Source organism: Streptomyces sp. NPDC048057, from assembly GCF_040653095.1.
Taxonomy (GTDB): Bacteria; Actinomycetota; Actinomycetes; order Streptomycetales; family Streptomycetaceae; genus Streptomyces.
Map to the genome: position 1 here is coordinate 322,437 of NZ_JBEZNF010000002.1, position 23,853 is coordinate 346,289.

Consider the following 23,853-nt stretch of genomic DNA (forward strand, 5'->3'; position numbering starts at 1 on the left):
CCTTCCATGCTGGCTGTGCTTGCCCCTGCATTCTGCCAAACCGCTCCCCGGGCCGGGCTCGACCACGCGGCCCGCGGCCGGAACCGACCGGCGCCGAGGCGTCGGGCAGACTGGTTCGGTGATCGACACCGCCGAGCCCACCGGACCGACCGATCGCCCCGACGCGGCCACCGCACACGCCTGGGCCGCCTTGGGCGGCGCACCCGAAGCAGCGTCCCCCGTGACCTACCGGCCGGCGCCCGGCGCACTCCAGGCGCACCTGCCCGTGCGGGAGTTGGCGCGCGCCACCGTCGGCGTCTGCTCCCTCGCCGCCGCCGAACTCCTCGCCCGCCGCCGCGGGACGCCGGTGCCCGCCGTGCAGGTGGACGAGGCGGCGGTGGCCACCGCCTTCGTCAGCGAGCGGCACCTGCGGATCGACGGCCGCGTCCCCACCTCCTTCGCACCGCTGTCCGGCTTCTGGCGCGCCGCCGACGGCTGGGTGCGCACCCACGCGAACTATCCGCACCACCGCCTTCGGCTGCTCGACGCCCTCGGCATGGACGACCCCGGAAGCGACCCGGCACGGGCCCGCGCCGCGCTCGCCGCCGAACTGGCCGGGCGCTCGGCCACTTCGGTGCAGGAGGCGGTGTACTCGGCCGGCGGCCTCGCGGTCGCCGTGGCACCCGCGCCACCTGGCGTCCTTGCGGCCGGGCTCCCCCTCGTCGAGGCCCGCGGGCCTCGGGAGGGACCGGCACGGGAGCTGCCGCCCGCGGCCCTGCCCGCCGGGGGCGTACGGGTCCTCGATCTGACGCGGGTCATCGCCGGGCCGGTGGCCACCCGCACCCTCGCCCTGCTCGGCGCCGACGTGCTGCGCGTCGATCCGCCCGCCCTCCGCGAGGACCCCGATGCCCACGCGGACACCGGCATCGGCAAGCGCTCCACCCTGCTCGACCTCGCGAACCCCGAGGACCGGCGCGCCTTCGACACCCTCCTCGACGGCGCCGACGTGGTCGTGCACGGGTACCGCCCCGGCGCACTCGACGCGTACGGACTGACCCCTGACGTGCTCGCGGCCCGGCGCCCCGGGCTGATCGTCGCCGAGCTGTGTGCCTGGGGCCACCGGGGGCCGTGGGCCGGCCGACGCGGCTTCGACAGCCTCGTCCAGGCCGCCAGCGGGATCGCCGCCGTCGAGGCGGACGCCGACGGTCACCCCGGCGTGCTGCCCGCGCAGGCCCTGGACCACGGCACCGGCTATCTGCTCGCGGCGGCCGTGCTGCGGGCGCTGACGGAGCGCCACGCCAACGGCGGCGGACGGCTCGTCCGGCTCTCCCTCGCGGGCACCGCGTCCTGGCTGCTGAGCGGTCTGGACGCCGCGCAGCCCGACGTACCGTCGACGACGGCGCCCGACCCGGGGCCCTGGCTGACCGAGACCGTCTCGCCGTACGGCACCCTCCGCCACGCCGTGACACCCGTGCACTACGACGGCGCGCCCCGCACCTGGCGCCGCCCGCCCACCCGGTGGGGCACCGACCGCCCCGTCTGGGCGTAGGGCGCGTCCACACAGTCCGGCCACGCCCAAGGCAGCCGCCCGCGCCCGATGGCAGGAAAGGTGGGGTGCTCGTCATTGCGGCCGTGACCCGGCCGTACGGAGGATGGGCCCATGACCGAACGAGCCGTCCTCGTGGTCCTCTTCGACGGGGTCCAGAGCCTGGACATGACCGGACCCGTCGAGGTCTTCAGCGGAGCGGACGCGATCACGGGGCGCACCGCGTACCCCCTGTGCACCGCGTCGCTGGACGGGAAGCCCGTACGGACCTCCAGCGGGCTGACCCTGCTGCCCGACACGGACCTCGCGTCCGCCCCGCAGCCGCACACCCTGCTGGTGCCGGGCGGCCCGGGGACCCACGGGCCCGCGCCCGCGCTCGTGGACTGGCTCCGCGAGCACGGGCCGCGCGCCGAGCGGCTCGTCTCGATCTGCACCGGCGCCGAACTGCTCGCCCACGCCGGGCTGCTGGACGGCCACCGCGCCACCAGCCACTGGGCGCACTGCGCCGACCTCGCCCGCGCGTACCCGGCGGTGCAGTTCGACCCCGAGCCCATCTTCGTCCGGGACGGCAAGGTCGCCACCTCCGCGGGCGTGACCTCCGGCATCGACCTCGCGCTCGCGCTCGTCGAGGAGGACCTGGGGCGCGACGTCGCCCTCAGCATCGCCCGCCACCTGGTGGTCTTTCTGCGCAGACCCGGGAACCAGGCCCAGTTCAGCGCCCAGCTCGCGGCCCAGACCGCGCAGCGCGAACCGCTGCGGGACGTGCAGAGCTGGATCAGCGAGCACCCCGCCGACGATCTGTCCGTCGACGCGCTGGCCGCCCGTGCTCGGCTGTCCCCGCGCCACTTCGCCCGCGCCTTCCGCGCCGAGACCGGGGTCACCCCGGGCCGGTACGTGGACCGCGTACGCCTCGAACACGCCCGCCGGCTCCTGGAGGAGACCTGCCACGGCGTCGAAGAGGTCTCCCGGGCCAGTGGCTACGGCACCCCGGAGGCGATGCGCCGGGCGTTCGTGCGCGCCCTCGGCACCGCGCCCGCCGACTACCGCCGCCGCTTCCACGTCCCCGCCGCGGCGGGGACCTCCTGACCCGATCACCCGCCCACGACGCAAGGAACCCCATGCAGATCGCCGTCCTGCTCTACGACCGCTTCACCACCCTCGACGCCGTCGGCCCCTACGAACTCCTCGGGCGGCTGCCCGGCTCCGAGGTGGTCTTCGTCGGCAAGGAGACGGGGCCCGTCCGCGGCGACCAGGGCACCCTCGCCCTCGTCGCCGACCGCACCCTGGCCGAGGTGACCGCCCCGGACATCCTGCTCGTGCCCGGCGGACCCGGCGACGAGGCGGCACGGGCCGACGCCGAGATCACCGAGTGGCTGCGCACCGTCGACGCCGCCACGACCTGGACCACGTCCGTGTGCACCGGCTCCCTGCTGCTCGGCGGCGCCGGGCTGCTGTCCGGCCGACGTGCCACCAGCCACTGGCTCGCCCTGGAGGAGCTGGAGAGCCTGGGCGCCCGGCCGTCCAAGGAGCGCGTGGTCTTCGACGGCAAGTACGTGACCGCGGCCGGAGTCTCCTCCGGCATCGACATGGCGCTGCACCTGCTCGGCAGGATCGCCGGCGACGAGGTCGCCCAGAGCGTCCAGCTGCTGACCGAGTACGACCCGCAGCCGCCGTACGACGCGGGCTCGCCGGACAAGGCGCCGGCGCACCTCGTCGCCCAGTGGCGCGCCGGCGCCGCCGAGATCATGCAGTGACGCCGCTCTAGACGGTCCAGGTGAAGCGGGGGGCCCGCCGTCCCAGGAACGCGGCGACGCCCTCCGCGGTGTCACCGCCCGACCCCGCCTGCTCGGCCGCCCGCTGCTCCCAGTACGCGTCCCGGTCCCTGCGCCCGGCGACGAACTCCTTCGCCGCGACCTGGGTGAGCTGGGAGCGGGTGGCGAGGGTACGGGTGAAGTCGGCGACCCGCGCGTCCAGTTCGCCGCTCGGCAGCACCTCGTCGACCAGCCCGGTCCGCAGCGCCCGCGCCGCGTCGATCAACTCGCCCGAGAACAGCAGGTACTTCGCCGTCGACGGCCCCACCAACGCGGCCAGCCGACGGGTCGGAGCGGACAGGTACACCACGCCGAGGTTCGCCGGGGTGACGCCGAACCGCGCGCCCTCCTCGGCGAACCGCAGGTCGCAGGCGACCGCGAGCTGACAGCCGCCGCCGACACAGTGCCCGCGGACGACGGCGAGCGTCGGCTTGGGGAAGGCGGCCAGCGCCTCCTCCGCCTGCACGGCGAGCGCCGGGAGCGACTGGTCGGGCTCCCGCAGGGCGGACACGTCCGCCCCGGCGCTGAAAGTGGCCCCCTCGCCCCTGAGCACCAGGACGCGGACCTCCGGATCCCCGGCGAGCCGGTCGAACAGCGGCGGCAGCGCGCGCCACATCGCCGGGGTGAGGGCGTTGCGCTTGGCGGTGTGGCCGATGACGACCGTCGCGACGCCGTCGGCGACGGCGTGCGAGACCTTGGGCCCCGGGCCGGAGCGGGCTGCCTCCATGCGCCGGATGCTATCCGCAGCGGTGCGGCCTACGATCAAGGAGGGGTGAGGAGGCAGAAGGACATGGCCGGTACCACCCGCTCTCCCGGACCGGAGGAGCCCGGGAAGCTCAAGCGCAGCTTCAGCCTGTTGGCCGTGCTCGGCACCATCCTGGTCATCGCCGGTGTGGTGGGCCTGATCTACACCGGGGTCGCGACGCTCACCTCGATGCTGCTGTTCGGCTGGCTGCTGCTGATCGGCGGCATCGTCGGGCTGGTGCACGCGGTCCAGTCCCGGGGCAGCGACTACTTCTGGCTGGCCGTGGTGGTCGCCGCGCTGAACATCGCCGCCGGGATCGTCGTCATCCGCCACCCGTACGGCTCGGCGGAGGCGCTGACGCTCTTCGCCGCGCTGCTCTTCCTCACCGGCGGGCTGTTCCGGCTGGTCGGCAGCCTGGTGGTGCGCGGACCGCAGTTCGGCTGGACCGTCTTCCAGGGCGCCGTGGGGCTGGTCCTCGGCATTCTGGTGCTGGGCAACTGGCCGGAGAGCAGCCGTTACGTGCTGGGCCTGTTCTTCTCGCTGGCGCTGCTCTTCGACGGCCTCGGGCTGCTCGCCATCGGCGTCGGCGGGCGCCGGATCGTCACCCTGGTCACCGAGCCCGACGTGTCGGCATCGCCGACCGATCGACCGGGGAACGGTCAGGGGCGTTCACCGCTCTGATCGCACCGCGCGCACGCGGTCAAAAACCATCGATTGGCGTTGTTTTCCGGTCCGGTCCGCGGTCCTCACCGGCGCGCCGCCAACACTCTTTACCCGAGGGTCAGTGGCAGTGCCAGTCGAGCCGATCGTGGGGGACTGAATCGTATGGAGAGCCGCGGAAGCGTCCCGGCCTGGCCGTCCACGGGCAACGGCGGGGGGTGCGGCGGAGTCTGGCGCTTCACCGTGCCCACGGCGGACGCGTCCGTGCCCGAGGCCCGGCACGCGGTGCGCGACCTCCTGGGCAGACAGGGGCTCGCGGCCGGCGACGACGTGGTCCAGGGGCTGCTGCTGATCCTGACGGAGCTGGTCACCAACGCCGTGAAGCACGCGGCGCTGCTCTCGCCCGAGGTCGCGGTGGAGGTCGCCGTCGGCGCGGCCCGGATCCGGGTCGCCGTCGAGGACGACCACCCCTACCGCCCCACGGCGCTGGAGACGGACTGGCGGCACACGGGCGGACGCGGGCTGCTGCTCGTACGGGAGATCACCCGGGAGGCGGGCGGGGCGTACGACGTCGAGCCCACCGCGGGCGGCGGGAAGGTCGTCTGGGCCGAGCTGCCGCTCACCGCGGCACGGCCGGGCGGCGGCCCCCCGCCCCTGCCGGGGCCGGTGCCGCCGCCCGTGCCGAGGTCCGTCACCAGCCGCCGGCCGGACCCGTCAGCTCCCTGATCGCGGGCCGCGCCGCGTCCAGCACCGTCATGAACCAGGCGGAGAACGGGGCGGACGCGTGCCGCTCGGCCAGTTCGTCGGGGGTGACGAAGACCGTGTCGTCCACCTCCTCCGGGTCGGGGTCGGCCGCGGCCTGCACCATGCCGACGAAGAGGTGGTTGTACTCCTGCTCCACCAGGCCGGACGCCGGGTCGGGGTGGTTGTAGCGAACCGTTCCCGCTTCGGCGAGCAGGGAGGGCGAGACGCCCAGCTCCTCGTAGGTGCGCCGGGCGGCGGCGGCGAAGGGTGACTCGCCGGGGTAGGGGTGCCCGCAGCAGGTGTTGGACCAGACGCCGGGGGAGTGGTACTTCCCGAGCGCGCGGCGCTGGATCAGCAGCCGGCCCCGCTCGTCGAAGAGGAAGACGGAGAAGGCGCGGTGCAGCCGGCCGGGCGGCTGGTGCGCGGAGAGCTTCTCCGCAGTGCCGATGGTGTTGCCGTGCTCGTCGACCAGTTCGAGCATGATCGCTGGTGGGGCTCCGTTCGACGCGCTGGTGGACGCGCTGTTCGGGGCGGTGGCTGGTGAGGTCGGCATAACCATCCTTCGCATCGGTGCTCGGCCCTGGGGGCCAGCCCAGTCTGCCGCACAAAAGCGGCTTGTCCGCACTTCGGCGGAGCGGGCATGTTCCCTGCGACCCCGCCGCGCGGCACCGCGCGCCGGACGCCCCGCGGCCCCCCGGATACCGGATCGTGCCCCGCTCCGTGCGATCGGAACCGTACGGAGCGGGGCCGAACTGGTGATCCAGGTAACCCCCGGTCGGAGCGGGTGGCGGGCCGCGGGCACCCCCGTCAGTGGCAGAGCTTGGCCTCGTGCGCCGCGTGGCCGACCGGCTCCAGTTGGAAGGTGCAGTGCTCCACGTCGAAGTGGTCGCCGAGACACCCTTGGAGGTCGTGCAGCATCTTCTCGTGGCCGACCGCGTCCAGCACCTCCTGGGCGACCACCACGTGCGCCGACAGCACCGGCATCCCGGACGTGATGGTCCAGGCGTGCAGATCGTGCACGTCCTCGACCCCCGGCAGCGCCAGTACGTGCGCCCGCACCTCGGCCATGTCGACGTTCTTGGGCGCCGCCTCCAGCAGGACGTTCAAGGTCTCCCGCAGCAGCTTCACCGTCCGCGGCACGATCATCAGTCCGATCAGCAGCGAGGCGATCGGGTCCGCGGCCTGCCAGCCGGTGAGCAGGATGATCACGGCCGAGATCAGCACCGCGACGGATCCGAGCGCGTCGTTGAGGACCTCCAGATACGCGCCGCGGACGTTCAGGCTGTCCTTCTGGCCGCGCATCAGCAGCGACAGCGAGATCACGTTCGCCACCAGGCCGACCAGGGCGAACGCGATCGTCAGCCCGCTCTTGGTCTCGGCGGGCGTGATGAACCGCTCCACCGCCTCGAACAACAGGAACGCACCCACGCCGAGCAGCAGCAGGCTGTTCGCCAGCGCCGCCAGGATCTCCGTCCGGGCCAGCCCGAAGGTCCGGTTGGTGCTGGGCGGCCGGTTCGCGAAGTGGATCGCCAGCAGCGCCATCGTCAGCCCGATGCCGTCCGTCGCCATGTGCGCGGCGTCCGCGACGAGGGCGAGCGAGCCGGTGACGACACCGCCCACGATCTCCAGCACCATCACGCTCAGGGTGATCGTCAGCGCGACGCGCAGCCGCCCCTTGTAGGCCGCGGCGGCGGTGCCGGTCGGCGGCGGCCCTCCGTGCGCATGCCCGTGGTCGTGCCCTGCCCCCATGAAGAACGCCTCCAGATCGTCGGGGAAATCTCCCTGCCGAGTCATAAGTGAACTACGGGTGGGGGGTATGTGGCAACACGGCACTGAACACCGTTGTCATTCCCCTGACCTGCGGAAACAGGCTCGCAGGTCAGCCGGGTGGAGATCGTCCGTACGGGGGTCGAGGGCTCGTTTCCGACGGCGTTTTCGCGCCGTGGCGAAACTGCGTCGAAGGCCGCCGGGAAACACTCGGGCCCCCGTCGAAGCGACCTCTTCGACGGGGGCCCGGAGAGCGTGCCGTACGGGCGTCAGCGCGCCTCGGGATGGCGCAGCAGCCACCCCTCCCAGGCGGACTCGACCATCTCCCGCACCCCGCGGCGGGCCCGCCACCCCAGCTCGTCGGAGATCAGGTCCACCGCGGCGACGGCCCGGGCGGCGTCGCCCGGGCGGCGCGGCTCGACGACCGGCTCCACGTCCCGACCGGTGACCTCGGCGACGACCTGTGCCAGCTCGCGCACCGACACCCCGACGCCGCGCCCCACGTTCACCGTCAGGTCCCCGGCGCCGTCCTCGCGGGCCAGCCGGGCGGCCACGGTCAGATGCGCGTCCGCGAGGTCCGCGACGTGGATGTAGTCACGGATGCAGGTGCCGTCCGGCGTCGGGTAGTCGTCGCCGAAGATCCGGGGGGCCTCGCCGCGGGTGATCCGGTCGAAGTACATCGGGATGATGTTGAACACCCCGGTGTCCGACAGCTCGGGGCCGTCGGCGCCGGCCACGTTGAAGTAGCGCAGACAGGCCGTGGAGATCGAGTGCGCCCGGCCCGTGGCCCGCACCAGCCACTCGCCGGCGAGCTTCGTCTCGCCGTACGGGTTGATCGGCACGCACGGCGCGGACTCCGGGATCGGGTCCACGTCGGGCACCCCGTACACCGCCGCGGACGACGAGAACAGGAACCTGCGCACCCCGGCCGCGACCACGGCCTCCAGGAGCACGGTCAGCCCGTACACGTTCTCCCGGTAGTAGCGCAGCGGCTGCTCGACCGACTCCCCGACCTGCTTCTTCGCCGCGAAGTGGACCACACCCGAGACCCCGTGCTCGCGCAGGACCCGGTCCAGCAGCTCCCGGTCGCGCACCGAGCCGCGCACCAGCGGAACCCCGGCGGGCAGACGCTCGACGATCCCGGACGACACGTCGTCCAGGACCACGACCTTCTCACCCGCCTCCGCCAGCGCGCGCGTCACGTGCGCACCGATGTACCCCGCCCCACCTGTGATCAGCCATGTCATACGAACCACCCTATGACCTGCGACCGCCCTGACCCGGTGGCCCGCACCTCGCGGTTTGTGAGGTGAGCCTCTGATCGACAATGATGATCTACCGACGGGTCCTCACCGCGCGTTCCCCGCGTCGAGCGGGTGCAAACAGCCAGTGAACTCCCGCCCGAACACATCCGATAGCCTCTGCCGACGAGCTGCCGCCCGTGCCCCGGGCCGAGCCGCCGGCATCCGCACCCTCGGTTCCAAGGAGTGAGTTCGTCTGTCGACCGCCATCCTCACCGGTCCGCCCGTGCCCGGATCGTCGCTTGAGGGCGATCTGCGGTCGTTGGGCTTCGACGTACGGGTCTCGCCCGGCGCCGAGGAGACCGCCGCGCTGCTCGCCGCCGCCCCCGCCGCGGACCGCGTCGCCGTGGTGGACTCCCGCTTCGTGGGGCACGTGCACGCCCTGCGTCTCGCGCTCACCGACCCCCGCTTCCCGCTCGCCGCGATCCCGGGTGCGCTCACCGCGCAGCCCGCGGCCCGCGCCGGGCTGACCCGGGCCCTCGCGGACGCCGTCCCCGCCGCCGGCGGCAACGGCGCCGTCGCGACCTCCGAGCGTGCCGACGCCCTGCCCGACGCCCTCGCCGCCGCACTCGACGCCGAGGGCACCGCCGTGCACCGGCCGGAGCTGGGCTCGCTCGTCGCGACCGTCCCGGACGACCCCCAGGCCCGCAACGAGGCCCGCCAGGCCGTCGCCGCCGTCGACGACGAGGCCGTGCGGCTGCGCTCCGCGGTCAAGGCGCGCGACGGCTTCTTCACCACGTACTGCATCAGCCCGTACTCGCGCTACATCGCCCGCTGGTGCGCCCGGCGCGGACTGACCCCGAACCAGGTCACCACCGCCTCGCTGGTCACCGCGCTGATCGCGGCCGGCGCTGCGGCCACCGGCACCCGCGCCGGCTTCGTCGCCGCCGGCCTCCTGCTGCTCTTCTCCTTCGTCCTGGACTGCACCGACGGGCAGCTCGCCCGCTACTCGCTCCAGTACTCGACGATGGGCGCCTGGCTCGACGCCACCTTCGACCGCGCCAAGGAGTACGCGTACTACGCCGGCCTCGCGCTCGGCGCCGCACGCGGCGGCGACGACGTGTGGGCGCTGGCGCTGGCCGCCATGGTCCTCCAGACCTGTCGACACGTCGTGGACTTCTCCTTCAACGAGGCCAACCACGACGCCGTCTCCAACACCAGCCCCACCGCCGCCCTCTCCGACCGCCTCGACAGCGTCGGCTGGACGGTGTGGGTGCGCCGGATGATCGTGCTGCCGATCGGCGAGCGCTGGGCGATGATCGCCGTGCTCACCGCCGTCACCACGCCCCGGATCGTCTTCTACGCCCTGCTCGTCGGCTGCGCCTTCGCCGCCTGCTACACCACCGCGGGCCGCCTCCTGCGCTCGCTGACCCGCAAGGCGAAGCGGACCGACCGCGCCGCGCAGGCCCTCGCGGACCTCGCCGACTCCGGTCCGCTCGCCGAGGCCGTCGCCCGCGGCGGGCGCTCCGTCGCCGCCAAGCTGCCGGCCTTCGCGGCGCCCGTGATCGCCTTCGTCGGCGGTGCGGCCGTGGTCGCCGCGGCGGCCTTCAGCGACTACGGCTCCTCCGTCCCCGTCGGCGCCGCGGTCCTCTACGTCCTGACCTCCGGCCTCGCCGTCGCCCGCCCCCTCAAGGGCGCCCTCGACTGGCTGGTCCCCCCGATCTTCCGGGCCGCCGAGTACGGCACCGTCCTGGCGATCGCCGCCCGCGCGGACGTCCCCGGCGCCCTGCCCGCGGCCTTCGGCCTGGTCGCGGCGGTCGCCTACCATCACTACGACACGGTGTACCGCATCCGCGGCGGCACGGGCGCGCCCCCGCGCCTGCTGGTGCGGCTGATCGGCGGGCACGAGGGCCGCACCCTGGCCGTCGTCCTGCTGGCGGCCCTGCTGAGCGCCACCGACCTCACCATCGCGTTGACGGCGCTCGCGGTCGCCGTCGCCCTCGTGGTGCTGGTGGAGAGCATCCGGTTCTGGGTGTCCTCCGCCGCACCCGCAGTACACGACGAAGGAGAACCCGCATGATCGGCCTCGTACTGGCAGCCGGTGCCGGACGGCGTCTTCGCCCCTACACCGACACCCTTCCGAAGGCCCTCGTGCCGGTCGACGGCGAGCGCACCGTCCTCGACCTGACCCTGGCCAACTTCGCCGAGATCGGCCTGACCGAGGTCGCGATCGTCGTCGGCTACCGCAGGGAGGCCGTGTACGAGCGCCAGGCGGAGCTGGAGGCGAAGTACGGCCTGAAGCTCATCCTCGTCGAGAACGACAAGGCCGAGGAGTGGAACAACGCCTACTCCCTGTGGTGCGCCCGTGACGTGCTGAAGCGCGGCGTCATCCTCGCCAACGGCGACACCGTCCACCCGGTCTCCGTCGAACGGACCCTGCTGGCCGCCCGCGGCGAGGGCCGGAAGATCATCCTCGCCCTCGACACGGTCAAGCAGCTCGCCGACGAGGAGATGAAGGTCATCACCGAGGACGGGCTCGGGGTGCGCCGGATCACCAAGCTGATGGACCCGGCGACCGCGACCGGCGAGTACATCGGCGTCACGCTCATCGAGCCGGAGGCCGCCGTCGAACTCGCCGACGCCCTGAAGGCCACCTTCGAGCGCGACCCGGACCTCTACTACGAGGACGGCTACCAGGAGCTGGTGAACCGCGGCACCACCGTCGACGTCGCCCCCATCGGCGACGTCCGCTGGGTGGAGATCGACAACCACGACGACCTCGCCAAGGGCCGGGAGATCGCGTGCCAGTACTGACCCGGCTGATCCCGTCGCCGGTCGTCGTCGACATCCGCCCGGGTGCGCTGGACGACCTCGCGGGCATCCTCGCCGACCAGCGGATCTCGTCCTCCGGCACGCTCGCCATCGCCATCAGCGGCGGCTCGGGCCGCGCCCTGCGCGAGCGGCTGGAGCCGTCCCTGCCCGGCGCCCACTGGTACGAGGTCGCCGGCGGCACCATCGACGCCGCCGTGCAGCTCGCCGACAGCATCAAGGGCAAGCGGTACGACGCCGTCGTCGGGCTCGGCGGCGGGAAGATCCTCGACGTGGCGAAGTACGCCGCCGCGCGCGTGGGGCTGCCCATGGTCGCCGTCGCCACCAACCTGGCGCACGACGGCATCTGCTCCCCGGTCGCCACGCTCGACAACGACAACGGCCGCGGCTCGTACGGACTGCCCACCCCGATCGCCACGGTGATCGACCTCGACGTGATCCGCGACGCCCCGCCGCGCTACATCCGCTCCGGCATCGGCGACACCGTCTCCAACCTCTCCGCGCTCGCCGACTGGGAGCTGTCCCAGCGCGTCAACGGCGAGAAGGTCGACGGGCTGGCCGCCGCCATGGCCCGCACCGCGGGCGAGTCGGTGCTGCGCCACCCCGGCGGGGTCGGCGACGACGCGTTCCTCACCGTCCTCGCCGAGGCCCTCGTCCTCACCGGGATCGCCATCTCCATCAGCGGGGACACCCGGCCGTCGTCCGGCGCCTGCCACGAGATCAGCCACGCCTTCGACCTGCTGTACCCGCAGCGCGCCGCCAGCCACGGCGAACAGGTCGGCCTGGGCGCGGCGTTCGCCATGCACCTGCGGGGGGCCACAGAGCAGTCCGGTCTCTTCGCCGACGTCCTGCGCCGGCACGGGCTTCCGGTGCTGCCCGACGAAATCGGCTTCACCGCCGAGGAGTTCGTCGCGGCGGTGGAGTACGCGCCGCAGACCCGCCCCGGCCGCTTCACCATCCTCGAACACCTCGACCTCACCACCGACCAGATCAGGGACGCGTACGCCGACTATGCCAAGACCATCCGTAGCTGAACTCCGCCCGGTCGTTCACCCGGAGGGCGTGAAGGACCGGAGAAGCGGCGAGCACTGGGCCGGACGCCTGTACATGCGGGAGATCTCGCTGCGCGTCGACCCGTATCTGGTGAACACCCGGATCACCCCCAACCAGCTGACCTACCTGATGGTCGTGGTCGGGGTGCTGGGCGGCGCGGCGCTGCTGATCCCCGGGCTGACCGGCGCCGTCCTGGCGGCCGTGCTGTTCCAGGTGTACCTGCTGCTCGACTGCGTCGACGGCGAGGTCGCCCGCTGGCGCAAGCAGACCTCGGTCACCGGGGTCTATCTGGACCGCATCGGCCACTACCTGTGCGAGGCGGCCCTGCTGGTCGGGTTCGGCGTCCGCGGCGCGGACGTGTTCGGCGACGGCCGGGCCGAGTGGCTGTGGGCCTTCCTGGGCACGGTCGCAGCGCTCGGCGCCATCCTGATCAAGGCCGAGACGGACCTGGTCGACGTGGCCCGGCAGCGCAGCGGTCTGGCGGCGGTCAAGGACGAGGCGTCGGTGCCTCGCTCGTCCGGGCTGGCGCTGGCCCGTCGGGCCGCCGCGGCGCTGAAGTTCCACCGGCTGGTCGGCGGCATCGAGGCCAGCTTGTTCATCCTGGTCGCGGCGGCGGCGGACATGGTCCAGGGGGACCTGTTCTTCACCCGCCTCGGCATCGCGGTCCTCGCCGGGATCGCCGTCGTGCAGACCCTGCTGCACCTGGTCTCCATCCTGGCGTCCAGCAGGCTCAAGTGATACTCCGCCGTGCTTCCCGAAGAGAGAGTTCCACTGGTGAGTGACACAACGCAGAACGGTGCCACGGCGACGGCCGCCCGGTTGTCCGCGGACGACGCCCTGACCCCGGCCCAGCTCGCCGACAAGTACGGCCTCACGGTCAGCGGCGCCCGGCCGGGCCTCGTCCAGTACGTCCGGCAGCTGTGGGGCCGGCGCCACTTCATCCTGGCGTTCTCGCAGGCCAAGCTGACCGCGCAGTACAGCCAGGCGAAGCTCGGCCAGCTCTGGCAGGTGGTGACGCCGCTGTTGAACGCGGCCGTCTACTACCTCATCTTCGGGCTGATCCTGAACTCCGGGCGGGGGATGAGCAAGGACACCTTCATCCTCTTCCTGGTGACGGGCGTCTTCGTCTTCACCTTCACCCAGACCACCGTGACCGCGGGCGTGAAGTCCATCTCGGGCAACCTGGGCCTGGTGCGGGCGCTGCACTTCCCGCGCGCCTCGCTGCCGATCTCGCTGGCGCTCCAGCAGCTCCAGCAGCTGCTGGTGTCGATGATCGTGCTCGGGCTGATCGCGGTCTCCCTCGGGAGCTACCCGGCGCTGTCCTGGCTGCTGATCCTGCCGGCGCTCACCCTCCAGTTCGCGTTCAACACCGGCCTCGCGCTGATCCTGGCCCGGCTCGGCAGCAAGACCCCGGACCTGGCGCAGCTGATGCCGTTCATCATGCGGACCTGGATGTACGCCTCCGGCGTGATGTTCTCCATCCCGGTGATGCTGAAGGACAAGCCGGAGTGGATCGCCAACCTGCTCCAGTGGAACCCGGCGGCGGTCTACATGGACCTGATCCGGTTCGCGCTGATCGACGGCTACGGCTCGGAGAACCTGCCGCCGCACATCTGGGCCTTCGCCCTGGGCTGGGCGGTCCTCTTCGGCGTCCTGGGCTTCGTCTACTTCTGGAAGGCCGAGGAGCGCTACGGACGTGGCTGACGGCACCGCGTGCGAGCGCGCGGCGGAGGCGCGGCGCCACCGGCCCGCGCCACCCGCGCTCCGCACGCGGTGACGCAGGGCGGCCGGACACCGAGTCCGACCCCGATCGAGGCCCCCGCGGTGACATCCGGGCGGGGGCCTTCTCGCGTCCTGTAGGGGGGGGAGGGCGGGCCCGTCGGCCGGTGCCCGTCGGGCGGCCTCTAAGGTCAAGGGGAGGTCAAGTCGGCTTGTGAGAGGGAAGGTTGATCATCGATGGCGAGTTCCTGCTATCACCACAACACCCCCGCCGTCGGGCGAGCGTTGTGCAACGTAAGCTGTACCGGTGCCCAATCGCGGCAAGTGGGGCGATACGCCCTCGGCGCGCCGTCGGGCGGGCGGTCCCCGCGCGGGAGCCGACACCGGCGGCGTGTCCGAAATAGGATGGATTGGATCAGCAGTGTAGAACGGGAGATGTGACGGCAATGATCGAAAATCTCCAGCTCCGCGAGGCTTTCGCCGTCCCCGCACCGGGCAGTCCCGCATGACCGGAACCCGGCCGGAGCGCACCGCGCTCCCCCTCGACCCACCGGGCCACGAGCAGGCCACCCTCGACAAGGCCCCGCACGAGAACTTCCCCGTGGCACCCTTCTTCCTCCCGCGCTCCTGGCGCGACGACCTGATGGCGCTGTACGGCTACGCCCGCCTCGTCGACGACATCGGCGACGGCGACCTCGCGCCCGGTGGAGCGGACGCCCGCGCCCTCGGCGTCGCGCCCGACGAGGCCGACGACCGGCTCGTGCTGCTCGACGCCCTCGAAGCGGACGTGCGGCGCGTCTTCGCCCGCGCGGACGCGGCCGCCCCGGACGGGCCTGCGGAGGTCGACGGGCCGCGCCATCCGCTGCTGCGCGCCCTGGAGCCCACTGTCCGCCGCCGTTCGCTCACCGCCGACCCCTTCCACGGGCTCATCGCGGCGAACCGCCAGGACCAACGGGTCCGCCGCTACGAGACGTACGAGGAGCTGCTCGCCTACTGCGAGCTGTCCGCCAACCCCGTGGGGAACCTGGTCCTCCAGGTCACCGGCACCATGAGCCCCGAGCGGCTGCGCCGCTCCGACGCGGTGTGCACCGGACTCCAGATCGTCGAACACCTCCAGGACGTGAGCGAGGACCTCGCCCGCGACCGGATCTACCTGCCCGCCGAGGACATGCGGCGTTTCCATGTCACCGAGGCCGACCTGTCCGCCCCGACCGGGAGCGCGTCGGTGCGCGCCCTGGTCGCGTTCCAGGCCGAGCGCGCCCGTCGGCTGCTGGACGAGGGCCATGCGCTGGTGGGCAGCGTCCACGGCAGGCTGCGACTGTTGCTCGCCGGGTTCGTGGGCGGCGGCCACGCCGCCCTCGACGCGATCACGGCCGCCGGCTTCGACGTACTGCCCGGGCCGCCCAAACCCGCCAAGACGACCCTCCTGCGCCAGGTCGGAACCGTCTTGCGCAGAGCCCGTAGAGAGGGGTGAGCCGGTCCATGGAGCAACCGGTCAGCATGTCCGCACCGGTGCAGGCCGCGTACAGCTACTGCGAGGCCGTCACCGGACAGCAGGCACGGAACTTCGCCTACGGGATCAGACTGCTGCCGGCCGACAAGCGGCAGGCGATGTCCGCGCTGTACGCGTTCTCGCGGCGGGTGGACGACATCGGCGACGGGTCGCTCGACCCGCAGGCCAAGCGGGAGCGGCTGGAGAGCACCCGCGACGTGCTCACGCGCGTGCGCAGCGGCGCGGTCGCCGAGGACGACACCGACCCGGTGGCCGTCGCCCTCAGCGACGCCGCCAACCGCTTCCCCATCCCGCTCGACGGCCTCGACGAGCTGATCGACGGCGTGCTGATGGACGTCCGCGGCGAGACGTACGAGACCTGGGACGACCTCAAGGCGTACTGCCGCTGCGTGGCGGGCGCCATCGGCCGGCTCTCGCTGGGCGTGTTCGGCACCCAGCCCGGCGCACGCGGCACCGAGCGCGCCGCCGAGTACGCCGACACGCTCGGCCTCGCGCTGCAACTCACCAACATCCTCAGGGACGTTCGCGAGGACGCCGCAAACGGCCGCACCTACCTGCCCTCCGACGACCTCGCCAAGTTCGGCTGTTCCGCCGGCTTCCACGAGGCGACGCCGCCGCCCGGCTCGGACTTCACCGGGCTGGTGCACTTCGAAGTCCGCCGCGCCCGGGCGCTGTTCGCCGAGGGCTACCGGCTGCTGCCGATGCTGGACCGGCGCAGCGGCGCCTGCGTGGCCGCGATGGCGGGGATCTACCGCCGCCTCCTCGACCGCATCGAGCGCGACCCCGAGGCCGTGCTGCGCGGCCGGGTCTCGCTGCCCGGCCGGGAGAAGGCGTACGTCGCCGTGCGCGGTCTGTCCGGGATCGACGCCCGGCACATCACCCGCCAGGGCCTCGGGGGGCGGGCCTGATGCCCGAACGGCAGCCGCACCGGCTGCGAGCAACCACGGACGTCACGGCGGCGTCCCAGAGCCCGACGGTCCGAGGGGAGGGCACATGACGGACGGTACGCACGCCTCATCGACACGGGGCGCCCGCACGCACGACGCGGTGGTGGTCGGCGGCGGCCTCGCCGGCGTCACCGCGGCACTCCAGCTCGCCGACGCCGGTACGCGCGTCACGCTGCTGGAGGGCCGGCCGCGGCTGGGTGGACTCGCCTTCTCCTTCCAGCGCGGCGGGCTGACCGTGGACAACGGCCAGCACGTCTACCTGCGCTGCTGCACCGCGTACCGCTGGTTCCTGGAGCGGATCGGCGGTGCGCACCTCGCGCCCGTCCAGGACCGACTGGACGTGCCGGTGCTCGACGTCGGCCGGCCCGGCCGGGCCCGGCTCGGCCGGCTGCGCCGCACCGACCTGCCCGTGCCGCTGCACCTCGCCGCCAGCCTCGCCACCTATCCGCACCTGTCGCTGGCCGAGCGGGTCTCGGTGGGGCGCGCGGCGCTCGCGCTGGGGCGGCTCGACCCGGCCGACCCGGCGCTCGACGGCATCGACTTCGCCACCTGGCTCACCCGGCACGGCCAGTCGCAGCGCACGGTGGAGGCGTTGTGGGACCTCGTCGGGGTGGCGACCTTGAACGCCACCGCCACCGACGCCTCCATGGGGCTGGCCGCCATGGTCTTCAAGACCGGGCTGCTCTCCGACCGGGGCGCCGCCGACATCGGCTGGGCCCGGGTGCCGCTCGGCGAGCTCCACGACACCCTCGCCACCGCGGCGCTCGAAGCCGCCGGCGTGCGCGTGCTCACCTCCACCCGGGTCCGGGAGGTCGCCCGGGACGGCCTCGGCCGCTGGCAGGTGCGCACGGACACCGACGTGCTGGACGCGGACGCGATCGTCCTCGCCACGGCGCAGCGCGAGGCCCACGCCCTGCTGCCGGAGGGCGCCCTGGAGGCCCCCGACCGGCTGCTGGAGATCGACACGGCGCCGATCCTCAACGTCCACGTGCTGTACGACCGGCCGGTGCTGCGCCGACCCTTCTTCACCGCGCTGGGCTCCCCGGTGCAGTGGGTCTTCGACCGCACCGAGGCGTCCGGGTTCGCCGACGGCCAGTACCTGGCGGTGTCCCAGTCCGCCGCGCAGGCCGAGATCGACGCGCCCGTGGCGGAGCTGCGCGCACGGTACCTGCCGGAGCTGGAGCGCCTGCTGCCGCCCGCTCGCCGGGCGAAGGTGCTGGACTTCTTCGTCACCCGCGAGCGCACCGCGACCTTCGCCCCCACGCCCGGCGTCGGTCGGCTCCGCCCCGGGACGCACACCCGCGCGGCCGGCCTCTACCTGGCCGGCGCGTGGACCGACACCGGCTGGCCCGCCACCATGGAAGGTGCGGTACGGAGCGGATTCACCGCGGCGGGCGCCGCGCTCGGCGCCCTCGGCCGCCCCCACGAACATCCGCTCAAGGAGACGGCATGAGCCTCAGCGCCGGGACGACCGGAGCAACGGGCGCGACCGCAGCGACCCGAGAAGTCACACCAGCCTCGGCGGCCGGAAGCGCAGCCGGAAAAATTGACGAAAACCGGAAATGGGGAGAGACCGTGCCGACAGTTCCTTCGGCGAACCCGGCAGAACACCTGGCCCGCACCGTCGACATCGTGGCGTTGCTGGAGCGTGGCAGGGCCATGTCGACGCCGGTGCTGCGCGCCGCCGTGGACCGCCTCGCACCCCCCATGAACACCGTCTCGTCCTACCACTTCGGCTGGATCGACGCCCAGGGCCGGCCCGCCGAGGGCGACGGCGGCAAGGCCGTGCGTCCGGCGCTCGCCCTGCTCTCCGCCGAAGCCGCGGGGGCCGCGCCGGAGGTCGGCGTCCCGGGTGCGGTCGCCGTGGAGCTGGTCCACAACTTCTCGCTGCTGCACGACGACCTGATGGACGGCGACGAGCAGCGCCGACACCGCGACACGGTGTGGAAGGTGCACGGCCCCGCGCAGGCCATCTTGGTGGGCGACGCGCTGTTCGCGCTGGCCAACGAGTTGCTGCTGGAGCTGGGCACGGTCGAGGCCGGGCGCGCCACCCGCCGGCTGACCACCGCCACCCGCAAGCTGATCGACGGCCAGGCGCAGGACATCTCCTACGAGCACCGCGAGCGCGTGACCGTCGAGGAGTGCCTGGAGATGGAGGGCAACAAGACCGGTGCGCTGCTGGCGTGCGCGGCCTCCATCGGCGCGGTCCTGGGCGGCGCCGACGACCGCACCGCCGACGCGCTGGAGCGGTACGGCTACCACCTCGGGCTCGCCTTCCAGGCCGTCGACGACATCCTCGGCATCTGGGGCGACCCGGAGTCCACCGGCAAGCAGACCTGGAGCGACCTGCGTCAGCGCAAGAAGTCGCTGCCGGTCGTCGCGGCGCTCGCCGCCGGCGGACCCGCCTCGCACCGCCTGGGCGAACTGCTCGCGGCCGACGTCAAGAGCAATGACTTCGAGAGCTTCTCCGAGGAGGAGTTCGCCGCGCGGGCGGCGCTGATCGAGGCGGCCGGCGGCCGGGACTGGACCTCGGAGGAGGCCCGTCGGCAGCACGCCGTCGCCGTCGAGACCCTGGACGCCGTCGACATGCCCGAGCAGGTCCGGGCCCAACTGACGGCCCTCGCGGACTTCGTCGTCGTCCGCAATCGGTGACCGTGCGGCGGCGCCCGTCCGACGGGACGTGCGCCGCCGTCCACCGGGCGACGATCCCTCGTACGGCCGGATCCCGCGCGATTCCCGCCCACTCCGGCAAATCCCTCGACAAAGCGTCCCCGGGCAACTAAGACGGGACATCCGTACAAGGAGATGATCGCCATCAGATCGACCTCGATACGCATCGCAGTCGCCGGCAGGTGACCGGATAACCGTTTCACCAGTCGACGGCATACCCCAGCACAGCGCAGACGTACCCGTGCACGGAAGGGGAAGCCATGACAGCGACGACCGACGGGAGCGGCGGGTCCGCGGGGACCCGCGCCGATGCGGCCAGTGAGACACCTCTGCTCGACGTCCCGGCGAACGGCACCGCCGCCGGGAGCACCCTCGCGGAAGAGACCTCCGCGAGCGATCCGCCAGCACTCGCCCGCCGGGCGGTCCAGCGGTCCGTGGACCACCTGCTGGGCAGACAGGACCCCGAGGGCTGGTGGAAGGGCGACCTGGAGACCAATGTCACCATGGACGCCGAAGACCTGATGCTCCGTCAATTCCTCGGTATCCAGGACCAGTCCACCACCGAGGCAGCCGCCCGCTTCATCCGTGGTCAGCAGCGTGCCGACGGCACCTGGGCCACCTTCTACGGCGGCTCGGGCGAGGTCTCCGCCACCATCGAGGCGTACGTCGCGCTCCGACTGGCCGGCGACCGGCCCGACGACCCGCACATGGCGCGCGCCGCGGCCTGGGTCAGGGAGTCCGGCGGCATCGCCGCGAGCCGGGTCTTCACCCGGATCTGGCTGGCCCTCTTCGGCTGGTGGAAGTGGGAGGACCTACCGGTCGTCCCGCCCGAGCTGATCTTCCTGCCGAAGTGGTTCCCGCTGAACATCTACGACTTCGGCTGCTGGGCCCGGCAGACGATCGTGCCGCTGACGATCGTCTCGGCACGGCGCCCGGTCCGGCCCGCGCCGTTCCCGCTGGACGAACTGCACGCCGACCCGACGGCGACGAACCCGCCGCGCCCCCTCGCCTCCGCCACCACCTGGGAGGGGCTGTTCCAGCGGGCGGACAAGGCCCTGCACCAGTACCACAAGGTCGCCCCCCGCGCGCTGCGCGAGGTCGCGATCAAGACCGCTTCCCGCTGGATCGTCGAGCGCCAGGAGAACGACGGCTGCTGGGGCGGCATCCAGCCGCCGGCCGTGTACTCGATCATCGCCCTGCACCTGCTCGGCTACGACCTGGACCACCCCGTGATGCGCGCCGGCCTGGAGTCCCTGGACCGCTTCACGGTGTGGAGCGCCACGGAGACGGGCGCCCCGGTGCGGATGGTCGAGGCGTGCCAGTCACCGGTCTGGGACACCTGTCTGGCCACGATCGCGCTCGCCGACGCGGGCGTCGCCCCCGACCATCCGGCGCTGGTGCGGGCCGCTGACTGGATGCTCGGCGAGGAGATCGACCGCTCGGGCGACTGGGCCGTGCGCCGGCCCCGACTCGCGCCCGGCGGCTGGGCGTTCGAGTTCCACAACGACACCTACCCCGACATCGACGACACCGCCGAGGTCATCCTCGCGCTGCGCCGCGTGCGGCACCCCGAGCCGGCACGGGTCGACGGCGCGGTGGCGCGGGCGGGCCGGTGGACGCTCGGGATGCAGTCGAAGGAGGGCGCCTGGGGCGCCTTCGACGCCGACAACACCAGCAAGTTCCCCAACCGGCTCCCGTTCTGCGACTTCGGCGAGGTGGTCGATCCGCCGTCGTCCGACGTCACCGCGCACGTGGTCGAGATGCTGGCGTACGAGGGCCGGGCCCACCACCCGAGCGCCCGCCGCGGCATCGACTGGCTCCTCGCCGAGCAGGAGGAGTGCGGCGCCTGGTTCGGCCGCTGGGGCGTGAACTACCTGTACGGCACCGGGTCGGTGGTCCCGGCCCTGGTCGCGGCGGGCATCCCCGCAGCCCATCCGGCGGTCCGCCGCGCCGTGCGCTGGCTGACCTCCGTACAGAACCCGGACGGCGGCTGGGGCGAGGACCTGCGGTCGTACCGCGACAAGGGCTGGGTCGGCCAGGGCACCTCCACCGCCTCCCAGACCGGCTGGGCCCTGATGGCGCTGCTGGCGGCGGGGGAGCGGGAGAGCGCGGCCGTACGGCGCGGCGTGACCTGGCTGGCGCAGACGCAGCGGGCCGACGGCGGCTGGGACGAGCCGTACTTCACCGGCACCGGCTTCCCCTGGGACTTCTCCATCAACTACCACCTCTACCGACAGGTCTTCCCCCTCACGGCGCTGGGGCGGTACGTGCACGGCGAACCGCCGGTCGGCGGCGTGCGCGCCGGTGACCGGGAGCGTCCCGACGCCCGGGTACGCGTCGGCAAGGGGAGCTGATGGCCGCCTCCCCGGGGTCACCGGACCCCACGGCGCCGCTGCTGATCGCCTGTGCGCTCGGCATCGAGAAGGTGGCCCTGCGCAGCGGTGACCACAGCGGCGCCCGCGGGCCGGTGACGGTGCTGCGCACCAGGATGGGCCCGGCGAACGCGGAGCGCGCGGTGCGCGCAGCGCTCGACGCCGGGGCGATGAACGGCGCCGCGGTCGTCGCGTCCGGGTTCTGCGCGGGGCTGGCCCCCGGCATGCACCCCGGGGACGTGGTGATCGCCGAGGAGACCCGCCTCGGGGACGACGCCACCACGTGCACGGACACGGAGCGGCTGGTCGCGGCCGTGGCGCGGGCCGTCCCCGGCCGGCGCGTGCACACCGGGCCGCTGATCGGCTCGGACCACGTCGTCCGCGGCCCGGAGCGCGCGCAGCTGCGGGCCGGTGGGGCGATCGCCGTCGACATGGAGTCAGCCGCCACCCTGCGCAGCGCCCGCACGTCCGGGCCCCGCCCGGTTGCGGCCGTCCGAGTGGTCGTGGACGCTCCAGAGCATGAACTCGTCCGCATCGGCACGGTGCGCGGTGGAATATCGGCTTTCCGCGTTCTTCGTGCCGTACTTCCCGCTTTTCACGAATGGCACCGTTCTTTGCTGCTCCCCAGGAGGTGAGCCAGATGGCCATGCCGCTCCGTCAGTCCATCCGGGTCGGGACCTATCTCTTCGAACAGAAGCTCCGCAAGCGTGAGAAGTTCCCGCTCATCGTCGAGTTGGAGCCGCTCTACGCCTGCAACCTCAAGTGCGAGGGCTGCGGGAAGATCCAGCACCCGGCCGGGGTGCTCAAGCAGCGGATGCCGGTGGCGCAGGCGGTCGGGGCGGTGCTGGAGTCCGGTGCCCCCATGGTGTCGATCGCCGGCGGCGAACCGCTGATGCACCCTCAGATCGACGAGATCGTGCGTCAGTTGGTCGCCCGTCGCAAGTACGTCTTCCTGTGCACCAACGCCGTGCTGCTGCGGAAGAAGATCGAGAAGTTCACCCCCTCCCCGTACTTCGCCTTCGCCGTCCACATCGACGGACTGCGCGAACGCCACGACGAGTCCGTCGCCAAGGAAGGCGTGTTCGACGAGGCCGTGGCGGCCATCAAGGAGGCCAAGCGGCGCGGCTTCCGGGTGACGACGAACTCCACCTTCTTCAACACCGACACCCCGCAGACCGTCATCGAGGTGCTGAACTACCTCAACGACGACCTGCGCGTCGACGAGATGATGATCTCCCCGGCGTACGCGTACGAGAAGGCCCCCGACCAGGAGCACTTCCTCGGCGTGACACAGACCAGGGAACTCTTCAAGAAGGCCTTCGCCGGCGGCAACCGACGGCGCTGGCGGCTCAACCACTCGCCCCTCTTCCTGGACTTCCTGGAGGGGAAGGCGGACTTCCCGTGCACGGCGTGGGCGATCCCGAACTACTCCCTCTTCGGCTGGCAGCGGCCCTGCTACCTGATGAGCGACGGATACGTGCCCACGTACCGGCAGCTCATCGAGGAGACCGACTGGGACAAGTACGGCCGCGGCAAGGACCCGCGGTGCGCCAACTGCATGGCCCACTGCGGCTACGAGCCCACCGCCGTCCTCGCCACCATGGGCTCGCTCAAGGAGTCCCTGCGGGCGGCCCGCGAGACCGTCGCGGGCGGGCGGGGCTGAGCCGAGGCCACCGTCCACGCCGCCACCCCAGCCGGAATCACCGCACAGTGAAGGGGGACCGTACGTGACGATCCTGGAGACGATCCGCGGGCCGCAGGACCTCGGGGCGCTGTCCGCACCGGAACTCGACCGGCTCGCGGGGGAGATCAGGGAGTTCCTGGTCCACGCGGTGGCCCGGACGGGTGGCCACCTCGGCCCGAACCTCGGCGTGGTCGAGCTGACCATCGCCCTCCACCGGGTCTTCGAGTCCCCGAAGGACCGGGTCCTGTGGGACACCGGCCACCAGAGCTACGTGCACAAGCTGCTCACCGGCCGGCAGGACTTCTCCAAGCTGCGGGGCAAGGGCGGCCTGTCCGGCTACCCCAGCCGGGAGGAGTCCGAGCACGACGTCATCGAGAACTCGCACGCCTCCACGGTGCTGGGGTGGGCCGACGGTTTGGCGAAGGCGAACGAGGTGCTCCGCAAGGACGACCACGTGGTGGCGGTCATCGGTGACGGTGCCCTGACCGGCGGGATGGCCTGGGAGGCGCTGAACAACATCGCCGCCGCCAAGGACCGCCCGCTGGTCATCGTCGTCAACGACAACGAGCGCTC

At 72.8% G+C, this 23,853-nt stretch carries 22 protein-coding genes; 18 read left to right on the plus strand and 4 right to left on the minus strand.

What is annotated here, in order from left to right; all coding sequences use genetic code 11:
* The first annotated feature begins 118 nt into the window (after window positions 1-118).
* From AB0E05_RS03530 to AB0E05_RS03540, 3 genes are all read left to right on the plus strand, one after another.
* Window positions 119-1,528, plus strand: a complete 1,410-nt coding sequence (locus tag AB0E05_RS03530) for a CoA transferase (RefSeq protein ID WP_361958055.1) — start codon at window positions 119-121, stop codon at window positions 1,526-1,528.
* A gap of 111 nt (window positions 1,529-1,639) precedes the next feature.
* Window positions 1,640-2,611, plus strand: a complete 972-nt coding sequence (locus AB0E05_RS03535) for a GlxA family transcriptional regulator (RefSeq protein WP_361958058.1) — start codon at window positions 1,640-1,642, stop codon at window positions 2,609-2,611.
* 32 nt (window positions 2,612-2,643) lie between these two features.
* Window positions 2,644-3,279, plus strand: a complete 636-nt coding sequence (locus AB0E05_RS03540; protein WP_361958061.1) for a DJ-1/PfpI family protein — start codon at window positions 2,644-2,646, stop codon at window positions 3,277-3,279.
* Window positions 3,280-3,286: 7 nt separating this feature from the next.
* Here the strand turns inward: AB0E05_RS03540 and AB0E05_RS03545 are convergent, their stop codons facing one another.
* A complete protein-coding gene (locus AB0E05_RS03545; protein ID WP_361958064.1) occupies window positions 3,287-4,063 on the minus strand; it encodes an enoyl-CoA hydratase/isomerase family protein in 777 nt (258 codons plus the stop codon).
* 63 nt (window positions 4,064-4,126) lie between these two features.
* Here AB0E05_RS03545 and AB0E05_RS03550 point away from each other — a divergent pair, with 63 nt between their 5' ends.
* Window positions 4,127-4,762: a DUF308 domain-containing protein gene (locus AB0E05_RS03550; protein ID WP_361958067.1), complete on the plus strand. Its 636-nt coding sequence runs from the start codon at window positions 4,127-4,129 to the stop codon at window positions 4,760-4,762.
* Between the two features lie 144 nt (window positions 4,763-4,906).
* A complete protein-coding gene (locus tag AB0E05_RS03555; RefSeq protein WP_361958070.1) occupies window positions 4,907-5,467 on the plus strand; it encodes an ATP-binding protein in 561 nt (186 codons plus the stop codon).
* Here AB0E05_RS03555 and idi read toward each other — a convergent pair.
* From idi to galE, 3 genes are all read right to left on the minus strand, one after another.
* Window positions 5,433-6,038, minus strand: coding sequence for an isopentenyl-diphosphate Delta-isomerase (gene idi / locus AB0E05_RS03560; RefSeq protein WP_361958073.1), 606 nt, complete (start codon window positions 6,036-6,038; stop codon window positions 5,433-5,435). The two genes, AB0E05_RS03555 and idi, sit on opposite strands and share 35 nt — an antisense overlap.
* A 254-nt stretch (window positions 6,039-6,292) precedes the next feature.
* Window positions 6,293-7,234, minus strand: coding sequence for a cation diffusion facilitator family transporter (locus AB0E05_RS03565; protein WP_361958176.1), 942 nt, complete (start codon window positions 7,232-7,234; stop codon window positions 6,293-6,295).
* 287 nt (window positions 7,235-7,521) lie between these two features.
* The gene (galE, locus tag AB0E05_RS03570) at window positions 7,522-8,499 is read right to left on the minus strand and encodes a UDP-glucose 4-epimerase GalE (RefSeq protein ID WP_361958076.1); all 978 of its coding nucleotides are present in this window, start codon (window positions 8,497-8,499) and stop codon (window positions 7,522-7,524) included.
* A 250-nt stretch (window positions 8,500-8,749) separates the two neighbouring features.
* Between galE and AB0E05_RS03575 the strand changes: the two genes are divergently transcribed.
* The 13 genes from AB0E05_RS03575 to AB0E05_RS03635 all read left to right on the plus strand — a co-directional run.
* Entirely contained in the window at window positions 8,750-10,573 is a 1,824-nt protein-coding gene (locus AB0E05_RS03575) for a DUF5941 domain-containing protein (protein ID WP_361958179.1), read from the plus strand.
* Window positions 10,570-11,307 (plus strand): phosphocholine cytidylyltransferase family protein, encoded by a 738-nt coding sequence (locus tag AB0E05_RS03580; protein ID WP_361958079.1) that lies wholly within the window; start codon window positions 10,570-10,572, stop codon window positions 11,305-11,307. The genes AB0E05_RS03575 and AB0E05_RS03580 overlap by 4 nt, the downstream gene beginning before the upstream one ends.
* Window positions 11,295-12,356 carry an iron-containing alcohol dehydrogenase family protein gene (locus AB0E05_RS03585; RefSeq protein ID WP_361958082.1) on the plus strand — a complete coding sequence of 354 codons (1,062 nt, stop codon included), beginning with the start codon at window positions 11,295-11,297 and terminating at the stop codon, window positions 12,354-12,356. Before AB0E05_RS03580 ends, AB0E05_RS03585 begins: the two co-directional genes overlap by 13 nt.
* Window positions 12,334-13,113, plus strand: a complete 780-nt coding sequence (locus AB0E05_RS03590; RefSeq protein WP_361958085.1) for a CDP-alcohol phosphatidyltransferase family protein — start codon at window positions 12,334-12,336, stop codon at window positions 13,111-13,113. The genes AB0E05_RS03585 and AB0E05_RS03590 overlap by 23 nt, the downstream gene beginning before the upstream one ends.
* 36 nt (window positions 13,114-13,149) lie before the next feature.
* Entirely contained in the window at window positions 13,150-14,079 is a 930-nt protein-coding gene (locus tag AB0E05_RS03595) for an ABC transporter permease (protein WP_361958088.1), read from the plus strand.
* 520 nt (window positions 14,080-14,599) lie between these two features.
* Window positions 14,600-15,568, plus strand: a complete 969-nt coding sequence (gene hpnC, locus AB0E05_RS03600; RefSeq protein ID WP_361958091.1) for a squalene synthase HpnC — start codon at window positions 14,600-14,602, stop codon at window positions 15,566-15,568.
* A 26-nt stretch (window positions 15,569-15,594) separates the two neighbouring features.
* Window positions 15,595-16,515 carry a presqualene diphosphate synthase HpnD gene (gene hpnD / locus AB0E05_RS03605; protein WP_361958094.1) on the plus strand — a complete coding sequence of 307 codons (921 nt, stop codon included), beginning with the start codon at window positions 15,595-15,597 and terminating at the stop codon, window positions 16,513-16,515.
* Window positions 16,516-16,600: 85 nt separating this feature from the next.
* The gene (gene hpnE / locus AB0E05_RS03610; protein ID WP_361958097.1) at window positions 16,601-18,007 is read left to right on the plus strand and encodes a hydroxysqualene dehydroxylase HpnE; all 1,407 of its coding nucleotides are present in this window, start codon (window positions 16,601-16,603) and stop codon (window positions 18,005-18,007) included.
* A 122-nt stretch (window positions 18,008-18,129) separates the two neighbouring features.
* Complete coding sequence (locus AB0E05_RS03615; RefSeq protein ID WP_361958100.1) at window positions 18,130-19,206, plus strand: polyprenyl synthetase family protein; 1,077 nt, start codon at window positions 18,130-18,132, stop codon at window positions 19,204-19,206.
* Between the two features lie 278 nt (window positions 19,207-19,484).
* Entirely contained in the window at window positions 19,485-21,578 is a 2,094-nt protein-coding gene (shc, locus tag AB0E05_RS03620; RefSeq protein ID WP_361958103.1) for a squalene--hopene cyclase, read from the plus strand.
* Window positions 21,578-22,231 carry a 1-hydroxy-2-methyl-2-butenyl 4-diphosphate reductase gene (locus AB0E05_RS03625; RefSeq protein WP_361958106.1) on the plus strand — a complete coding sequence of 218 codons (654 nt, stop codon included), beginning with the start codon at window positions 21,578-21,580 and terminating at the stop codon, window positions 22,229-22,231. Before shc ends, AB0E05_RS03625 begins: the two co-directional genes overlap by 1 nt.
* A gap of 5 nt (window positions 22,232-22,236) precedes the next feature.
* On the plus strand, window positions 22,237-23,259 hold the full coding sequence (gene hpnH, locus AB0E05_RS03630) for an adenosyl-hopene transferase HpnH (protein ID WP_361958109.1): 1,023 nt from the start codon (window positions 22,237-22,239) through the stop codon (window positions 23,257-23,259).
* A 64-nt stretch (window positions 23,260-23,323) separates the two neighbouring features.
* On the plus strand, window positions 23,324-23,853 hold a 530-nt coding region (locus AB0E05_RS03635), incomplete at its 3' end, for a 1-deoxy-D-xylulose-5-phosphate synthase N-terminal domain-containing protein (RefSeq protein ID WP_361958112.1).